15 protein-coding genes are annotated in these 16,612 nt (G+C 71.4%); 2 read left to right on the forward strand and 13 right to left on the reverse strand.

Translation table 11 applies throughout. The annotated features are described in order from the left end of the window. Positions 1 to 5 precede the first annotated feature (5 nt). Both ALI22I_RS33635 and ALI22I_RS33640 read right to left on the reverse strand, forming a co-directional pair. Positions 6 to 656, reverse strand: coding sequence for an L-threonylcarbamoyladenylate synthase (locus ALI22I_RS33635; RefSeq protein WP_077009587.1), 651 nt, complete (start codon positions 654 to 656; stop codon positions 6 to 8). Positions 657 to 686: 30 nt separating this feature from the next. Then, positions 687 to 1,322 (reverse strand): hypothetical protein, encoded by a 636-nt coding sequence (locus tag ALI22I_RS33640; protein ID WP_077009588.1) that lies wholly within the window; start codon positions 1,320 to 1,322, stop codon positions 687 to 689. Positions 1,323 to 1,388: 66 nt separating this feature from the next. Here ALI22I_RS33640 and ALI22I_RS33645 point away from each other — a divergent pair, with 66 nt between their 5' ends. Beyond that, on the forward strand, positions 1,389 to 2,060 hold the full coding sequence (locus ALI22I_RS33645; protein WP_143532577.1) for a hypothetical protein: 672 nt from the start codon (positions 1,389 to 1,391) through the stop codon (positions 2,058 to 2,060). 14 nt (positions 2,061 to 2,074) lie between these two features. Here the strand turns inward: ALI22I_RS33645 and prmC are convergent, their stop codons facing one another. The 5 genes from prmC to rpmE all read right to left on the reverse strand — a co-directional run bounded on the left by prmC (position 2,075) and on the right by rpmE (position 6,947). Beyond that, complete coding sequence (gene prmC / locus ALI22I_RS33650) at positions 2,075 to 2,944, reverse strand: peptide chain release factor N(5)-glutamine methyltransferase (RefSeq protein WP_077009590.1); 870 nt, start codon at positions 2,942 to 2,944, stop codon at positions 2,075 to 2,077. 20 nt (positions 2,945 to 2,964) lie between these two features. Continuing rightward, a complete protein-coding gene (gene lpdA, locus ALI22I_RS33655; RefSeq protein ID WP_077010124.1) occupies positions 2,965 to 4,350 on the reverse strand; it encodes a dihydrolipoyl dehydrogenase in 1,386 nt (461 codons plus the stop codon). Between the two features lie 10 nt (positions 4,351 to 4,360). After that, the gene (locus tag ALI22I_RS33660; RefSeq protein WP_077009591.1) at positions 4,361 to 5,569 is read right to left on the reverse strand and encodes an acyl-CoA thioester hydrolase/BAAT C-terminal domain-containing protein; all 1,209 of its coding nucleotides are present in this window, start codon (positions 5,567 to 5,569) and stop codon (positions 4,361 to 4,363) included. A gap of 21 nt (positions 5,570 to 5,590) precedes the next feature. After that, positions 5,591 to 6,646, reverse strand: coding sequence for a peptide chain release factor 1 (gene prfA, locus ALI22I_RS33665; RefSeq protein WP_238598715.1), 1,056 nt, complete (start codon positions 6,644 to 6,646; stop codon positions 5,591 to 5,593). 88 nt (positions 6,647 to 6,734) lie between these two features. Continuing rightward, positions 6,735 to 6,947 carry a 50S ribosomal protein L31 gene (rpmE, locus tag ALI22I_RS33670; RefSeq protein ID WP_077009593.1) on the reverse strand — a complete coding sequence of 71 codons (213 nt, stop codon included), beginning with the start codon at positions 6,945 to 6,947 and terminating at the stop codon, positions 6,735 to 6,737. A 247-nt stretch (positions 6,948 to 7,194) separates the two neighbouring features. Here rpmE and ALI22I_RS33675 point away from each other — a divergent pair, with 247 nt between their 5' ends. After that, positions 7,195 to 7,602, forward strand: coding sequence for a hypothetical protein (locus ALI22I_RS33675; protein WP_238598716.1), 408 nt, complete (start codon positions 7,195 to 7,197; stop codon positions 7,600 to 7,602). A gap of 85 nt (positions 7,603 to 7,687) precedes the next feature. On the opposite strand, the gene rho is transcribed toward ALI22I_RS33675, so the two are convergent. The 6 genes from rho to argS form a co-directional block, all read right to left on the reverse strand. Continuing rightward, positions 7,688 to 9,850 carry a transcription termination factor Rho gene (gene rho, locus ALI22I_RS33680; RefSeq protein ID WP_077009595.1) on the reverse strand — a complete coding sequence of 721 codons (2,163 nt, stop codon included), beginning with the start codon at positions 9,848 to 9,850 and terminating at the stop codon, positions 7,688 to 7,690. 342 nt (positions 9,851 to 10,192) lie between these two features. Beyond that, positions 10,193 to 11,068, reverse strand: coding sequence for a homoserine kinase (gene thrB, locus ALI22I_RS33685; RefSeq protein WP_077010125.1), 876 nt, complete (start codon positions 11,066 to 11,068; stop codon positions 10,193 to 10,195). 11 nt (positions 11,069 to 11,079) lie between these two features. After that, positions 11,080 to 12,159, reverse strand: coding sequence for a threonine synthase (gene thrC / locus ALI22I_RS33690; RefSeq protein WP_077009596.1), 1,080 nt, complete (start codon positions 12,157 to 12,159; stop codon positions 11,080 to 11,082). After that, positions 12,156 to 13,472: a homoserine dehydrogenase gene (locus ALI22I_RS33695; protein WP_077009597.1), complete on the reverse strand. Its 1,317-nt coding sequence runs from the start codon at positions 13,470 to 13,472 to the stop codon at positions 12,156 to 12,158. Before ALI22I_RS33695 ends, thrC begins: the two co-directional genes overlap by 4 nt. Then, a complete protein-coding gene (gene lysA, locus ALI22I_RS33700; protein ID WP_077010126.1) occupies positions 13,473 to 14,897 on the reverse strand; it encodes a diaminopimelate decarboxylase in 1,425 nt (474 codons plus the stop codon). Next, positions 14,897 to 16,540: an arginine--tRNA ligase gene (argS, locus tag ALI22I_RS33705; RefSeq protein WP_077009598.1), complete on the reverse strand. Its 1,644-nt coding sequence runs from the start codon at positions 16,538 to 16,540 to the stop codon at positions 14,897 to 14,899. Before argS ends, lysA begins: the two co-directional genes overlap by 1 nt. Between the last annotated feature and the right edge of the window lie 72 nt (positions 16,541 to 16,612).

A 16,612-nucleotide genomic window follows, 5' to 3' on the forward strand; every position in this document is an offset into this window, starting at 1 on the left:
ATCCACTAGCGGGCGACCTCGACTTCGACTCCGAGCGCCTTCGACACCTCGGCGATCGGCACCGCGCCTTCGCGCAGCACCACCGGGTCCGGGCCGGTCAGGTCGACGATGGTGGAGGCGATGTTCTCGGTGGCCGGACCGCCGTCCAGGTACACGCTGACGTCTTCACCCAGCTGGTCCACGGCCTCCGCGGCGGTGCCGGCGGGCGGGAAGCCGGACTTGTTCGCGCTGGAGACGGCCATCGGGCCGACGTCGCGGAGCAGTTCCAGGGCGACCGGGTGCAGCGGCATGCGCAGCATGACCGTGCCGCGGGTGTGACCGAGGTCCCACGCCAGCGACGGCGCGTGCGGCAGGACGAGGGACAGCCCACCGGGCCAGAACGCTTCGATCAGCGCGCGGGCCTGCCGGGGGACGCTGAGGACCAGACCGTCGATCGTGGTCCACGAACCGACCAGCACCGGTACCGGCATGTCCGGGCCGCGGCCCTTGGCTTCCAGCAGGGAGCGGACGGCGGACGCGTCGAACGCGTCGCAGCCGATGCCGTAGACGGTGTCGGTGGGGAGGACCACGAGGCGTCCGGAGCGCACCGCGCCCGCGGCGGCGGCGAGGCCTGCCGCCCGATCAGCCTGGACGCTGCAATCGTAGACCGTGCTCACCTGGGTGATCCAAGCACAGCGCGACGGCGGTCACGCCCGAGGGCGGCGGAATGCGTCCTCGGCGTCGACCGCCCACTGCTGTCGGCGGTGCGCCATCACGAACCCGAACACCAGGGCGCCGCCGACGAGCACGCCGCCCGCGGTGACGACGGGGTTGTCGATCGCGCTGCCGACGAACGGCAGCACCAGCACCGCGAGGGCGACGACGGCCGCCGTCCACACGTTCGGTTCGACCCAGCGCCAGCGCCCGGCGCGGTCCAGCCGGCGGTTCAGGTCGGCGGCGAACGCGATCAGCTCCGGGTCCGGGCTCAGGGCGAGGATGTCGCCGGCCAGGGCGCGGCACTCGGCCAGCCGGCGGCGGTCGGTGACGGCGAGGCCGCCGTCCGGGGTGACGGCGCGGACTTCGGTGGTGCGCGCGGCGAGTGCGATGGCCAGGTGTGTGCTCAGGATGTCGTTGGCGCGCGGGCTGCCGCCGAGGTCGAGCTGGCCGCGCACGACGTCGGGCGCGGTGGAGCCGACGTCCAGCGCGGTGGCGAGGGCGGCGAGCGAGCGGGTGAGGCGGGCGCGGTCGTGTTCGGCGAAAGCGGCGAGGTCGATCGGCCGCGCGATGCGGGCCGCGAGCCATTCCCGCAGTTCGGTCCACTCGTTCGGCCCATTGACAGGCATCGCCGGTGCTCCGATTTACTCGCCGCAGTGTTGACGTCCAGATTATCGGCGATGGCGAGGCGTCCGGTGAATGCGAAAAAAACGATCGGCGCTCTACCGCTGGCATTGTCCTTCGCCGCCGTGTACGTCGTCGTGGCCGGCGCGGCGGGCTATCTGACGCTGGACGCCCGCCCGTCCGAGCCGACCGCTGCCGCCGCGACGACGACACCGGCGCTCCCGGTGATCACCACGACGACAACCACCACTGCGGAGCCCTCGCCGCCCGCCCCGCCCACCGTGGTCACCACCACCGCGGACCTCCCCCCGGATCTCAAACGCGTGGAGGCGGCGAACGGCCTCACCACGGCGATTCCGGTCGAGTGGCAGGTCACCGCCGGAACGGTCGACACCACCTTGGTGGCCACCGACCCGACATCCCCGCGCCGCGAGGTGCGGCTCGGCGGAGCACCGGTCACCAACTCGTCGAAACCCCTGCTGGACCGCATCACCGAGGCCGCCACGCAGCAAGAACGAGAGCCGGGCCACCGCCGGGTGACCCTCTCCGCGACGACGATCCGAAGTCACCCGGCGGTCAGTTGGGAATTCGACGAAAACACGACCTCCGGCCCGAAACGCGTGGCCACCGCGTTCTGGGAATCGAACGGCGTCGAATACGTCCTCTACTCGGCCGGCCCACCCGAAGAGTGGGACCTGACCCGGTCACGACTGGCCCGGATGGTCGACTTCGCCCGCCCCTGACCTCCAGCGGCCGGTCACCAGACTCGGCGGGCGGTGGCGAAGCGGGGGCGGCCGGCGAGGTCGGGGTGGTCGGTGGCGTCGGTGAACAGGCGGCGGGCGGCCAGGAGGGCGGGGACCGACTCGCCCTGGGTGTCGTCGTGCTCGATCGCCACGTGGCCGCCGGGCTTGAGGAGGCGGGCGGCCAGGCCGACTACGTGGCGGATCACGTCCAGGCCGTCCGGGCCGCCGAACACGGCCTGGCGGGGGTCGTGGTCGGCTACTTCGGGCTGGACCTCGGTCGCGTCCGGGACGTACGGCGGGTTGCACAGCACCAGGTCCACCTGACCGTCCAGATCGGACAGGACGTCCGGTGCGGTGACGTCGCCCGCGTGCAGGGTGATCGGGGTGTCGCCGGCGGCGGTGCGGATCTCGGCGTTGCGGCGGGCCCAGGCCAGTGCGGAGTGGTCGCGCTCGATCGCGTGCACGGACGCGCGGGGCAGCCGGTGCGCCACCGCCAAAGCGAGCGCGCCGGAGCCCGTGCAGAGGTCCACGACGACCGGTGCGGCCGCTGAAGGGTCCAGTGTGGATAGTCCCCATTCGAGCATCAGCTCGGTTTCCGGGCGTGGGACGAACACGCCCGGACCCACCTCCAGGTCCACGCCGCCCAGGTGCGACCGGCCGGTGATGTGCTGCAACGGGATGCGCTTCGTGCGCTGCCGCACGACCTTGTGCAGCGCGTCCACCACCGGCGGGTCGACCAACGGGATCAGCGGCAGGCGCGACCGTTCGACGCCGAGCACGTGGGCGGCCAGGAGCTCGGCGTCCACCCGCGGACTGTCCACACCCGCCGCGGCCAGCATGCGTTCCGCTTCGAGAATGGCCAGCCGCAGCGGGTGTCGGGTCATGCGACCCAGGGTAGGGCAGATCAGAAGTTGATCATGTGGCCGGCCAGGCCGTGGACCGCTTCCTTGACCGCCTCGCCCAACGTCGGGTGCGCGTGCACGTTGCGCGCCACCTCGTGCACGGTCAGGTCCCACTGCTGCGCCAACGTCAGCTCCGGCAGCAGCTCGGTCACGTCCGGTCCGATCAGGTGACCGCCGAGCAGCTCGCCGTACTTGGCGTCGCTGATCAGCTTCACGAACCCGGCCGAGTCGGCGATGCCGTGCGCCTTGCCGTTCGCGGTGAACGGGAACTTCGCCACCTGGACGTCGTAGCCCTTCTCCCGGGCCTGCGCCTCGGTCCACCCGAACGACGCGATCTGCGGCTGGCAGAAGGTGGCGCGCGGGATCATCACGTAGTCCAGCTCCATGGTCTCCGCGCCCGCGATGGTCTCCGCGGCGATGATGCCCATGGACTCGGCGGCGTGCGCGAGCATCAGCTTCGCCGTCACGTCACCGATGGCGAAGATGTTGTCCACGTTCGTGCGGCACAGGCCGTCGACGGCGATCGCACCGCGCTCGGTGAGCTGGACGCCGGTGTTCTCCAGGCCGTAGCCCTCGACCCGCGGCTGGAAGCCGATGGCCTGCATGACCTTGTCGGCCTCCAGGACCTCCTGCTTGCCGTCCTTCGACACGGTCACCCGCACGCGCGAGCCGGAGTCGTCGATCGACTCGACCCGGGTGGACGTCCGGACGTCGATGCCCAGCCGCTTGTACCGCTTGGCCAGCTCGGTCGAGACCTCGACGTCCTCCAGCGGCACCACGCGGTCCAGGAACTCGACGATGGTGACGTTCACGCCGTAGTTGTGCAGCACGTACGCGAACTCGACGCCGATGGCGCCCGCACCCGCGATGATGATGCTGTCGGGCAGGTCCTGCGACATGATCTGCTCTTCGTACGTCACCACCCGCTCGGACAGCTTCGTCCCCGGCAGGAGGCGGGTCGTCGCGCCGGCCGCGATGATCGCGGAACCGAACGTGACCGTCTCGTCGCCCACCTGGATGGTGTTGGCGTCGACGAACGCCCCCCGACCGTGGTACTCGGTGATGCCGTTCTTCTTCATCAGGAAGTGCACGCCCTTGACGCGCCCGTCCGCGACCTTGCGGCTGCGCTCGTACGCGACGCCGTAGTCGAACTTCACCGTGCCCTCGACCTGGATGCCGTAGGTCTTCTGCTCGTGGGTGAACAGGTGGGCGAGCTCCGCGTTGCGCAGGAGCGCCTTCGACGGGATGCAGCCCACGTTCAGGCAGACCCCGCCCCAGTAACGCTCCTCGATGATCGCCGTCTTCAGGCCCAACTGGGCCGAGCGGATCGCGGCGACGTACCCGCCTGGCCCCGCACCGAGGACCACGACGTCAAAGTGTGCGCTCATGGGCGACACATTAGGTGCCCAGTTGGTCGGACAAGAACTCAACCGTGCGACGCCAGGCGTCGGCTCGGGCGGCGGCCGTGGCGGCGGGCGTGCCGCCCACGGAGAACCGCACGCCGGGACCCGGAATGACGGCATCCGTGGTCGGCCGGTGCGGCGGGCCCGCGATCAGGTGTCCTGCCTCGGGGTACACCACGTGCTCGTGCCGGTGCGGGTGCCCGTGCTCGGCCAACCGGCGCGCGGCGACCTCGCTCAGCTCCAGGCACGGCCACGACTCGTCCTGCCCGGATGAGAGGAGCAACACACCCCCGGCGATCCGCTCCACCGGGATCTCGGTGTCCTCCGGGATGCCGTCGGTGAGGTCGAACGCCAGCCGCAGCGGCACCGGCTCGCCGTCCACGACCCGGCGACGCAGCTCGTCCGGGATCGAGTACGGCAGGTACGGCAGCGGCCTGCCCTTGAACGTCCACGACGCGGCCTCGTGGTCCAGCTTCGTCAGCAACCGGGAGCCGGGCCCGATGCACTGCGTCACCACGCCACTGCCGACCACGCTCACCACGGCCCTGACCTGTGGGAACGTCGCACCGACCAACAGCGCCAGCTCCCCGCCGCGCGAACCGCCGATGACGCCGACTTCACCCGCCCGCGCCTTCAGGAAGTCGATGCCCCGGCCGACGGACTCCAACGGGATCTCGACCAGGTGGTCCGGGGTGCCGGGCACCCCGAAGTAGGCGAGGGCGAACGCGGCGAACCCGTGGCCCGCGAGCAGCGCGGCGTCCAGCTCGTGCAGGCCGCCCTCGGACCCGCTCAGCACCACCACGCCGGGGTGGGTTTCGTCGTCGTCCGGCTCGAACAGCACGCCGACCAGGCCGTTCTCGGCGACCTCGGTCCGCCGCACGCCCACGGGCACGGTGCGGCGGTCCAGTTCGACCCGGCCGACGCCGACGGCCTCGACGATCGTGCACGGGAGCGGCTTGTCGGGGGTCGGCATCATCGACCAGAACAGGCCCATCGGATCGACGCCCGCGTAGGAGCCCCGGAGCGGGGCGTGTCGCGTCACGTCCACCGTGCCCCGGTCGTCCGCCTGGAACACCGCCGCCGCGGCACGGTCACCGGTGGTCGCGCGCAGCGTCACGTGCTGGTCCGGCGGCAGGCCGGACACGACGATGTCCAGCGTCGTGTCGACCGGGGCGTTCTGCGGGTTCACCAGGAGTTTCGCCACGGCCGCGCCCCTCTCGTCGCGTCACCCGCCGGCGAGTCGCTCCGCACGGTCGGCCGCCGCCAACGCGTCCAGCACCGCGTCCAGATCGCCGTCGAGCACTTGATCCAGGTTATGCGCTTTGTACCCGACGCGGTGGTCGGAGATGCGTGATTCCGGGAAGTTGTAGGTGCGCACCCGTTCGGATCGGTCCACCGTGCGGATCTGGACGCGCCGGGCGTCCGACGCCTCCTGCTGCTGCTTCTCCTCGGCCAACGCCGTCAGCCGCGCCTGGAGCACCTGCATGGCGCGCGCCTTGTTCTGCAGCTGGCTGCGCTCGTTCTGGCAGGACACCACGATGCCGGTGGGCAGGTGCGTGATGCGCACGGCCGAGTCGGTCGTGTTGACGCTCTGGCCGCCCTTGCCCGACGAGCGGAACACGTCCACTCGCAGGTCGTTCTCGTCGATCTCGACCTCGACCTCGTCGACCTCCGGGAACACCAGGACACCGGCGGCGGAGGTGTGGATGCGGCCCTGAGACTCGGTCACCGGCACCCGCTGCACGCGGTGCACGCCGCCCTCGTACTTCAACCGCGACCACACGCCGTCCGGGGTGACCGAACGGCTCTTGATGGCCACCGTGACGTCTTTGAAGCCGCCCAGGTCGGAATCCGTGCCGTCGAGCACTTCGGCCTTCCAGCCGTGGCGTTCGGCGTACCGCAGGTACATGCGCAGCAGGTCGCCCGCGAACAGGGCCGACTCCTCGCCGCCCTCACCGGACTTGATCTCCAGCACGACGTCCGCGCCGTCGTGCGGGTCGCGCGGCAGGAGCAGTTCGGTGAGCTTGGACTCCAGCGCCGGGACGGCCTGGGCCAGCTGTTCGGCCTCCTCGGCGAACGTCGAGTCCTCGGCGGCCAGCTCACGGGCCGTCTCCAGGTCCGACTTCGCCTGCTCCAGCTCCCGGGCGGTCTTCACGATCGGGGTCAGCTCGGCGTAGCGCTTGCCGAGTTTGCGCGCGCCCGCCTGGTCGGCGTGCACCGAGGGGTCGGCGAGCTTGATCTCCAGCTCGGCGTGCTCGGCCAGCAGGGCGTCCAGCGTCACGATCTCGCTCCGGTCTTGGGTTTACGACAGTGGTGCGGAAACGACAACGGCGCCCACCCGCGAGTCGGGGTGGACGCCGTTCTGGCAGCTACTTGGCGCGCTTGCCGTAGCGGGCCTCGAAGCGCGCGACCCGACCACCGGTGTCCATGATCTTCTGCTTGCCCGTGTAGAACGGGTGGCAGTTGGAGCAGATCTCGACGTGGATGGTGCCGGACGTCTTGGTGCTGCGGGTGGCGAAGGTGTTGCCACAACCGCAGGTGACCTCGGTCGTCACGTACTCGGGGTGAATGCCGGTCTTCAACGTCTCGTCCCTTTCCTCGTTGGCCGCCGGGTCCTCGTCGAGAAGTTCTTCGAGGTGAACCGGAGCCGGACTCGACCCGACAGTGTGCCAGATCGGCTGTCTACGACTGCAACGCCAGGTCAGGTGCGGTTGTTCCCATGGCCGGTATCACACCGCTCGCCGATGGCGGTCGACCATTTGGCGCACGAGGTAACCGTTGGGCTACTGAGAGCATCACCGACCGTTGCGTGGACGCCACACTTGGCGCGTGTTCTGCCCTGATCGACGCCCGATGCCGCTGGCCAAGTGGCTGGCTGTGCCGTTCTTGTTCAGCGCCGCCGCCCTCGGCCTCACCGGGCTGGGCTGGCTGCTGGTCGGTGCTACCGGGTACCTGCCCCTGTCGGGCCCCGTGTTCGGCGCCGGTGTCGCCGTGGGCGTCGTGTCGTCGGACTCGGTCGGGTGGACCGCCGCGTGGCAGCGGGTCTGGCTCCGCTGGCCCTACCTGGCGGCCCTGCTGGTGGCCGGGCTGCTCCTGGACGGCGTGCCCGTGCCCGTGGTGGCCGTCGTGTGCCTCGGCATGCCGGTCATCTTCGTGTTGATCGCCCAGTACTTCCTGGAACGCCGCCGCACGGCCGAACTCGTCGAGGCCGGTCTGCAGCCCACGTCCCGCTGCTGACCTGCCGGGGTCGGCTCTTCGGACCGCTGACGCCCGAGGGCCCGCCCGGCGTGCTGCCGGACGGGCCCTCGGTGGTCGGACGCGGTCAGTCGTTGTCCGCGCCCGGCGTGGTCTTCGCCACCTGCATCAGGAACTCGATGTTCGTGCGGCTCTTGCGCAGGCGGTCCAGCAGCAGGTCGATGGCCTGCTGGCTGTCGAGTGCGTGCAGCACCCGGCGCAGCTTGTGCATGACCGCCAGCTCGTCCGGGGACAGCAGCAGCTCTTCCTTGCGGGTACCGGACGAGTCCACGTCCACCGCCGGGAAGGTCCGCTTGTCCGCGATCTTCCGGTCCAGCTTGAGCTCGGCGTTACCCGTGCCCTTGAACTCCTCGAAGATCACGCTGTCACCCGCGGACCCGGTCTCGACCAGGGCCGTGGCGATGACGGTGAGGCTGCCGCCGGCCTCGATGTTCCGGGCCGCACCCAGGAACCTCTTCGGCGGGTACAGCGCGGTGGAGTCGACACCACCGGACAGGATCCGGCCGCTCGCGGGGGCCGCGAGGTTGTAGGCACGGCCCAGTCGGGTGATCGAGTCCAGCAGCACGACCACGTCGTGACCCATCTCGACCAGGCGCTTCGCCCGTTCGATGGCCAACTCCGAGATCGTGGTGTGGTCCGACGGCGGGCGGTCGAAGGTGGAGGCGATGACCTCGCCCTTCACCGACCGCTGCATGTCGGTGACCTCTTCGGGGCGCTCGTCCACCAGCACCACCATCAGGTGGCACTCGGGGTTGTTCTTCGTGATCGCGTTCGCGATCGACTGGAGCACCGAGGTCTTGCCCGCCTTCGGCGGCGACACGACCAGGGCGCGCTGGCCCTTGCCGATCGGCATCACCAGGTCGATGACGCGCGTGGTGAGGATGTGCGGTTCCGTTTCGAGGCGCAGGCGCTCGTTCGGGTACAGCGGCGTCAGCTTGGTGAAGTCCGGCCGGTTGCGGGACTCCTCCGGGTCGAGGCCGTTGATCTTGTCCACCCGCACCAGGGGGTTGAACTTCTGGCGCTGCTGCTCGCCGTCGCGCGGCTGCCGCACGGCGCCGATCAGGGCGTCGCCGCGGCGCAGCCCGTACTTGCGGACCAGCGACAACGACACGTAGACGTCGTTCGGCCCGGCCAGGTAGCCCGAGGTGCGGACGAACGCGTAGTTCTCCAGCACGTCGAGGATGCCCGCCACGGGCAGCAGGACGTCGTCGTCGCGCACCTCCGTGTCGGTGGTGGGACCGCCGTCGTCGGTGCGTCCGCCACGGCGGCGACGGTCGCGGAAGCGACGGCCGCGACGGCCGCCGTCCTCGTCGTCGTCGTTCGGGCCGCTCTGCTGGCGGTTGCGGTCCTGGCCACGGCCACTGCGGTCACCGCGGTCGTCACGGCCGCCCCGGTCGTCACGACCACCTCGGTCGTCACGGCCGCCGCGGTCCTGCCGCTCACTGCGGTCCTGCCGGTCGCCGCGGTCCTGCCGGTTGCCGCGGTCGCCCCGGTCCTGGCGCTGTTCGCGCTGCTCGGAGCGGTCCTGACGGTCACCGCGGTCGGGCCGCTCGGCCCGCTCGCCCTGCTGGCGGTCGGCCTGCTGGCGGTCGGCCTGCTGGCGGTCACCGCGGTCACTCTGGCCCCGGTCGCCCTGGACGCGCTCGGTCTGGACGCGCTCGGCCTGGGGCCGCTCGGCCTGACGGTCCGCCTGGGCGGGCCGTTCGGCCTGCGGCTGGGCCTGCTGCCCGTCCGCGGCCGGCGCCTCGGGGCTGCCCGCGGGGCGGTTGGCGGAACGGCGGCGGCGGTTGCCGCGGCGGTTGCCGTCCTCCTCCACAGCGGGCCGGTCGGCCACGTCGAGCTGCTGCTGGACCGCCTTCTCGGCCGGCGCGGGAGCCTCGGCGGCCTTCACCGCCACGGGCGTCTTCTCGACGACCGCCTTGGGGGCTTCGGCCTTCTTCTCGGTCTTGGACGGCGTCGCGGCACTGCCCCGACCGGAGGTGCCGCCCTGCCGCTCCTTGATGGCCGCGATCAGGTCGCCCTTGCGGAGGCCGGCCGTGCCGGTGATGCCCAGCTGACCTGCGAGTTCACGGAGTTCGGCCAGCACCATTCCAGAGAGGCCCGCGCGCTTGCGGGGCGTGGCGCTGCCGTTCGAAGTGGTGGTCAGAGCGTTCTCCTCGGCTCCGGAACTGCCGGCAGCGGGATTGGGAGCAGCAGGAGCTTGGCTGCTCAGTACATCGGTGTTGGTCACACATGTCCTTCCTGACCGGAGCGCGCCTCCTACGCGATCCAGCGGACCTGCCGTCCGACGGAATGCGGTGCGGCAGTTTCGTCCCGGTTCGGGTGGACTCGGACGGCGCGGAACGCGCACGAAAGCGGAGTCCTCCGGTACGGGACTTCGGTCACACGGCGAGCGGGTGCCTTCCAGCGTCGACCCCGTCCATACGGCACAGAGTCAGCTGACTGGAGGAATGCGATCCGGAACGAACGTCCGGGCACCACACCGGCGCCCGTGCGCGCGGTGACTGATGGCCCCGAGGGTAGACGCCGGTAGCGCTGGGTGCAACAACCGGGGCATGGCGCGTCGCATCACTCAACCGAGTGGCGCAACCCGCACCCCGCCCAGGTCGACCGGTACCCGACGCGCCTCGAACCCGGTCAGGTCCACCCCGGACGGCAGTTCGCCGTCCACCGGGAGGGCCAGGACCGTCGGTCCCGCACCCGACACCGCGGCCGCCACCCCGGCCTCCCGCAACGCACCCACCAGCCGCGTCGTCGCAGGCCAGGCGGGTTCCCGGTACGGCTCGTGCAGCCGGTCGTCCAACGCGGCGAGCAGCAGCGAGGGGTCCGCGGTGAGCCCGTGCACGGCCAGCGCGGCCCGGCTCACAGCGAACGCCGCGTCCTCGTGCGGCACCTTCGACGGCAGCAGGCCGCGGGTCGTCCTCGTGGAAGATTCCACCGCCGGCACCAGTACGACCGGCATCACACCCGGATGCGGGTCCACACGTACTGCCCGGTAGCGGTCACTCTCCGTCCAAGCGATCGCGACACCGCCGAACATGCTGGCCGCGGCGTTGTCGGCGTGCCCCTCGAACGCCGCGGCGAGTTGCAACGCGCTTGTGTCCAACTCGCGATCGGCCAGGGCGAACGCGGCCGCCACACCGGCCACGATCGCCGCCGCCGAGGACCCGAGACCGCGAGAATGCGGAATCGTGTTGCGGCACCGCAGCCGCAGCCCCGGCACGTCCGACGCGACCAGCTCGCACGCCTCCCGGAAGGCCCGCACGACCAGGTGACTCTCGTCGGTGGGCACGTTCGCGGCGCCCTCGCCGGAGACCTCGACGACCAGGCCCTCCTCGGCCACGACGAAATCCAGCTCGTCGTACACGCCCAACGCCATGCCGAGGGCGTCGAACCCGGAGCCGAGGTTCGCCGTGGAAGCCGGCACGGTGACCCGGACGCCGGTCACCCGTTCGCCCGTCACGCCAGTTCCAGCGCGGTGGCCACGGCGCCCGGGTCGACCGGCACCGGCTTCACCTCCGGCATGCCGAGCAGCGCGGTGTCCGGGTCCTTGAGGCCGTGGCCGGTGACCGTGCACACGACCGTGGAGCCCTTGGGCAGCCGACCGTCGGCGACCGTGGCCAGCAGGCCCGCCACGCTGGTCGCGGACGCGGGCTCGACGAAGATGCCCTCGGTCGCGGCCAGCAGCCGGTAGGCCTCCAGGATCTTCTCGTCCGTCACGGCCTCGAACAGCCCGCCGGACTCCTCCTTGGCGGCCACCGCGCCGGTCCACGACGCCGGGCTGCCCACCCGGATGGCGGTCGCGATGGTCTCGGGGTTCGTCACCGGCCGGCCCAGCACCAGCGGCGCGGAGCCGGCGGCCTGGAAACCGAACATCTTCGGCGTGGCCGGGATCACGCCGTCGTGGTAGTAGTCGGAGTAACCGCGCCAGTACGCGGTGATGTTGCCCGCATTGCCCACCGGCAGGCAGTGCACGTCCGGCGCGCGGCCGAGCACGTCGCAGATCTCCCACGCGGCGGTCTTCTGGCCGATCAGCCGCACCGGGTTGACCGAGTTGACCAGCGTGATCGGGTACTCGATCGACGTCTTGGAGGCCAGCTCCAGGCAGTCGTCGAAGTTGCCGTCGATCTGCAGGATCTTCGCGCCGTGCGCGACCGCCTGGGCCAGCTTGCCCAGCGCGATCTTGCCGCGCGGCACCAGCACCGCGGCGGTGAGACCGGCCTTGGCCGCGTACGCCGCCGCGCTGGCCGACGTGTTGCCGGTCGAGGCGCAGATCACCGCCTGGACGCCGCTGGCCAGCGCGTACGTCATGGCCACGGTCATACCGCGGTCCTTGAACGAGCCGGTCGGGTTGGCGCCCTCGACCTTGATGTAGACCTGGCAGCCGGTCAGCTCCGACAGGTGCCGGGCGGCCACCAACGGCGTGCCGCCTTCGTGGAGGGTGACGACCTCGGCGCCCTCGGGCAGCGGGATCCGGTCCGCGTAGGCGTTGATGATGCCGGGCCACCCCGGCCGCACGCCGGTTGCTTGGGTCGTCATAGTTCTTCGCCTTCCACCCGCATCACGCTGACCACTTCCCGAACCACGGGCAGCCCGCCGATTTTGTCCACGGTCGACCGCAGTGCCGCATCGGTCGCGGCGTGGGTGACGATCACCAGGCTGGCGTCGTCGACCCGGCCTTCCTGCCGCACCGCCGCGATGCTCACGTCGTGCTCCGCGAACACCGCCGCCACCTGCGACAACACGCCCGCCCGGTCGGCGACGTCAAGGCTGATGTGATACCGCGTGGGGGTCTGGCCCATCGGCCGCACGGGCAGGCCCGCGTACGCCGACTCACGCGGGCCGCGGCCGCGGTGCACCCGGTTGCGGGCCACCGCGACGAGGTCGCCGAGCACCGCGCTGGCGGTCGGGGCCCCACCCGCGCCCTGGCCGTAGAACATCATCTCGCCGGCCGCGTCGGCCTCCACGAACACCGCGTTGAACGCGCCGTGCACGCTCGCCAGCGGGTGGGACGTGGGGATCATCGCCGGGTGCACCCGCACCGAGATGCCTTCGACACCATCCGTGATCACGCGCTCGCAGATCGCGAGCAGCTTGACCGTGCGGCCCAAGGCCTTGGCGGCGGCGATGTCGGCGGCGCTGACCGACGAGATGCCCTCGCGGTGCACGTCGGCCGCCGTCACCCGGCTGTGGAACGCCAGTGAGGCCAGGATCGCGGCCTTGGACGCGGCGTCGAACCCGTCCACGTCGGCCGTCGGGTCCGCCTCGGCGTACCCGAGCTGGGTCGCCTCCTCCAACGTCTCGGCGTAGCTCGCCCCGGTCGAGTCCATCCCGGAGAGGATGAAGTTCGTGGTGCCGTTGACGATGCCCATCACCCGGGTGATGCGGTCACCGGCCAGCGACTCGCGCAACGGGCGCAGCAACGGGATCGCGCCCGCCACCGCCGCCTCGAAGTACAGGTCCGCGCCGGAGGCGTCGGAGGCCTCGAACAGCTCCGCCGAGTGCTCGGCCAGCAGCGCCTTGTTCGCGGTCACCACGGCCTTGCCCGAGCGCAACGCGGCCAGCAGCAGCGTGCGCGCGGGCTCGATGCCGCCGATGACCTCCACGACCACGTCGACGTCCGACTCGACCAGCGCCTCGGCGTCGGTCGTCAGCAGCTCGGCGGGCACGTCCCGGTGCTTGTGCGGCCGGCGGACGGCGATGCCGGCGATCTCGACCGGCGCGCCGACGCGCGCGGTCAGGTCGGCGGCCTGGTCGGTGAGCAGCCGGACCACCTCGGTGCCGACCGTGCCGCAGCCCAGCAACGCGACCTTGATCGGTTTGCCGTGCTCGCCATTGTTCTGGCTAGCCACTCATACCTCCAGGCGGAACAGGTCTTCCTCGGTCTCCCGGCGCAGCAGCAACCGGGCCTCGCCGTCCACGACCGCGGCCAGCGCCGGCCGGGGAAGTCGGTTGTAGCCGCTGGCCATCGAGTAGCAGTACGCCCCGGTCGCGGCCACCGCGATCAGGTCGCCGGGAGCGAGGTCGTCGGGCAGCCAGCAGTCGCGCACGACCACGTCACCGGACTCGCAGTGCTTGCCGACGACCCGGCACAGCACGGACTTCGTGCCCTCCTCGGCGGCGCGCGACACCAGCTTGCAGTCGTACACCGCGTCGTAGAGCGCGGTGCGGATGTTGTCGCTCATGCCGCCGTCCACGCTCACGTACCGGCGGACCACGCCCGCGTCGAGCTGCACGTCCTTGATGGTGCCCACCTCGTACAGCGTCACCGTGCCGGGGCCGACGATGGCCCGGCCGGGCTCGACCGCGATCGTGGGCGTGGGCAGGCCGGCGTGCTCGCACTCCTTGCCGACGATGTTGCGCAGCTGCCGGGCCAGTTCGGCGGGCGGCGGCGGGTCGTCGTCGGGGGTGTAGGCGATGCCGAGGCCGCCGCCGAGGTCCACCGTGGTGACGTGGTCGAGGATCGCCTCGCCGTGCTCGTCGCGCAGTTCCGCGAGCAGCCCGATGACCCGGCGCGCGGCGACTTCGAACCCGCTGGCGTCGAAGATCTGCGAGCCGATGTGGCTGTGCAAGCCGGTCAGCCGCAGCCCGTCGGACTTCAGCACCCGGCGCGCCGCCTCGGCCGCGTCACCGGAGGACAGCGAGAAGCCGAACTTCTGGTCCTCGTGCGCGGTGGCGATGAACTCGTGGGTGTGCGCCTCGACGCCCACCGTCACCCGGATCATCACCGGCTGCACCCGGCCGCGTTCACGCGCGATCTGGTCCAGCCGGGCGATCTCGTAGAACGAGTCCAGCACGACCGCGCCGACACCGGCCTCGACCGCGGTGGTCAGCTCGGCCACGGACTTGTTGTTGCCGTGCAACGCGATCCGCTCCGGCGGGAACTCCGCGCGCAGCGCGACGGCCAGCTCGCCGCCGCTGGCCACGTCGATGCTCAGGCCCTCCTCGGCGACCCACCGGGCCACCGCGACGGACAGGAACGCCTTGGACGCGTAGTGCACCCGCGTGGGGTCGCCGAACGCGCGGGCGTGCTCCTGGCAGCGGGCGCGGAAATCGGCCTCGTCCATCACGAACAGCGGCGTGCCGTGGTCCTGGGCGAGCTGCCGCACGTCGACGCCGGCGAAGCGCACCGCGCCGTCGTCGCCGCGTTCGGCGTTGCGCGGCCACACCTGCGGGTGCAGCGCGTCGAGTTCCTGAGCTGTCGCCGGGCGGTTACCGGCCGTGTTCGAGGGGATCATGACGTCGGCGTGCCGGGGACCGGCGGGGTGGGCGCGCATCACATGCGCTCCGGAGCCGTCACGCCGAGCAGGACGAGGCCGTTGGCGAACACCTGGCGGGTCGCCGCGCACAGCTGGAGCCGGGCGCGGTGCAGCTCGGTGGTCTCCTCGTCGCCGCGCGGCAGCACCCGGCAGGCCTCGTAGAACCGGTGGTAGGTGCCCGCCAGCTCCTCCAGGTAGCGCGCGACCCGGTGCGGTTCGCGCAGCTCACCGGCGGCGGCGACGACACGCGGGAACTCGCCGATGGTGCGGATGAGGTCGCCCTCGCGGTCGTGGGTGAGCAGGTCGAGCGCGTCGCCCGGTGTGACGCCCAGGTCGGCGGCGTTGCGCAGCAGCGAGGCCAGCCGCGAGTGCGCGTACTGGACGTAGAACACCGGGTTGTCGTTGCTGTGCTTGCGCAGCAGGTCGAGGTCCAGGTCCAGGGACGAGTCCACCGAGGAGCGGGACATCGCGTACCGGGCGGCGTCCACGCCGACCGCCTCCACCAGGTCCTGCATGGTGATGACGTTGCCCGCGCGCTTGCTCATCCGCACCGGCTTGCCCTCGCTGACCAGGTTCACCATCTGGCCGATCAGCACCTCGACCGAGTCGGGGTCGTCGCCGAGCGCGGCGGCGGCGGCCTTGAGCCGGCCGATGTAGCCGTGGTGGTCCGCGCCGAGCATGTAGATGCACAGGTCGAAGCCCCGCGACCGCTTGTCCACCAGGTAGGCGATGTCACCGGCGATGTACGCCGGGTCACCGTCGCTCTTGATGACCACGCGGTCCTTGTCGTCACCGAATTCGGACGACCGAAGCCACCACGCGCCGTTGTCGAAGTACAGCGCGCCGGACTCCTTGAGCTGCTCGACGGCCTTGGTGACGGCGCCGGACTTGTGCAGCGCGTCCTCGTGGAAGTAGACGTCGAAGTCCGTGCCGAACTCGTGCAGGTCCTTCTTGATCTCCTCGAACATGAGGCCGACGCCGATCCGGCGGAACACCTCGTGCGAGTCCTCGGCGGTCAACGCGCTGGGCTCCTGCCGCAGCACCTCGGCGGCGATGTCGCTGATGTAGCCGCCCGCGTAGCCGTCCTCCGGGGCGGGCTCGCCCTTCGCGGCGGCGATCAGGGACCGGACGAACCGGTCGATCTGCGCGCCCGCGTCGTTGAAGTAGTACTCGCGGGTCACCTGGCCGCCGTTGGCCTCCAGGATGCGGCCCAGCGCGTCGCCGACCGCCGCCCAGCGGGTGCCGCCGAGGTGGATCGGGCCGGTCGGGTTCGCCGAGACGAACTCCAGGTTGATCCGGGTGCCGGTGAGCGCGTCACCGCGGCCGTACGCCTCGCCGGCCTTCAGCACGTCGCGCACGATCTCGCCCTGGGCGTCCGCGGCGAGCCGCAGGTTCAGGAAGCCGGGGCCCGCGACCTCGACCGAGGCGATGGCGTCGGTGCCGGTCAGCGCGTCGGCCAGCCAACCGGCCAGGTCGCGGGACGTCACGCCGACCTTCTTGGCGGTCTGGAGGGCCACGTTGGTGGCGTAGTCGCCGTGCTCGGGGTTGCGGGGGCGCTCGATCGTGACCGCTGTCGGCAGAGCGGTGGGGTCGAGGCCGCGGGTGGACAGCACGTCCACGGCCGTCGCACGGACCAGTTCAGCGAGCGCAGCGGGAGTCACCCGGCAAGTCTAGGGAAGCGTTCCCGCTGGTCTCGACCGGGATGGGCGTCCCGCGACGTGAGACCGGCAACT

The organism is Saccharothrix sp. ALI-22-I (genome assembly GCF_001984175.1).
Classification (GTDB): domain Bacteria; phylum Actinomycetota; class Actinomycetes; order Mycobacteriales; family Pseudonocardiaceae; genus Actinosynnema.

What these genes read in the sequence shown, in the direction of transcription:
- ALI22I_RS33640 (WP_077009588.1), bottom strand. Translation starts at nt 1,322, where the DNA reads ATGCCTGTCAATGGGCCGAACGAGTGGACCGAACTGCGGGAATGGCTC.
- prmC (WP_077009590.1), bottom strand. Translation starts at nt 2,944, where the DNA reads ATGACCCGACACCCGCTGCGGCTGGCCATTCTCGAAGCGGAACGCATG.
- lpdA (WP_077010124.1), bottom strand. Translation starts at nt 4,350, where the DNA reads ATGAGCGCACACTTTGACGTCGTGGTCCTCGGTGCGGGGCCAGGCGGG.
- thrC (WP_077009596.1), bottom strand. Translation starts at nt 12,159, where the DNA reads ATGACGACCCAAGCAACCGGCGTGCGGCCGGGGTGGCCCGGCATCATC.
- lysA (WP_077010126.1), bottom strand. Translation starts at nt 14,897, where the DNA reads ATGCGCGCCCACCCCGCCGGTCCCCGGCACGCCGACGTCATGATCCCC.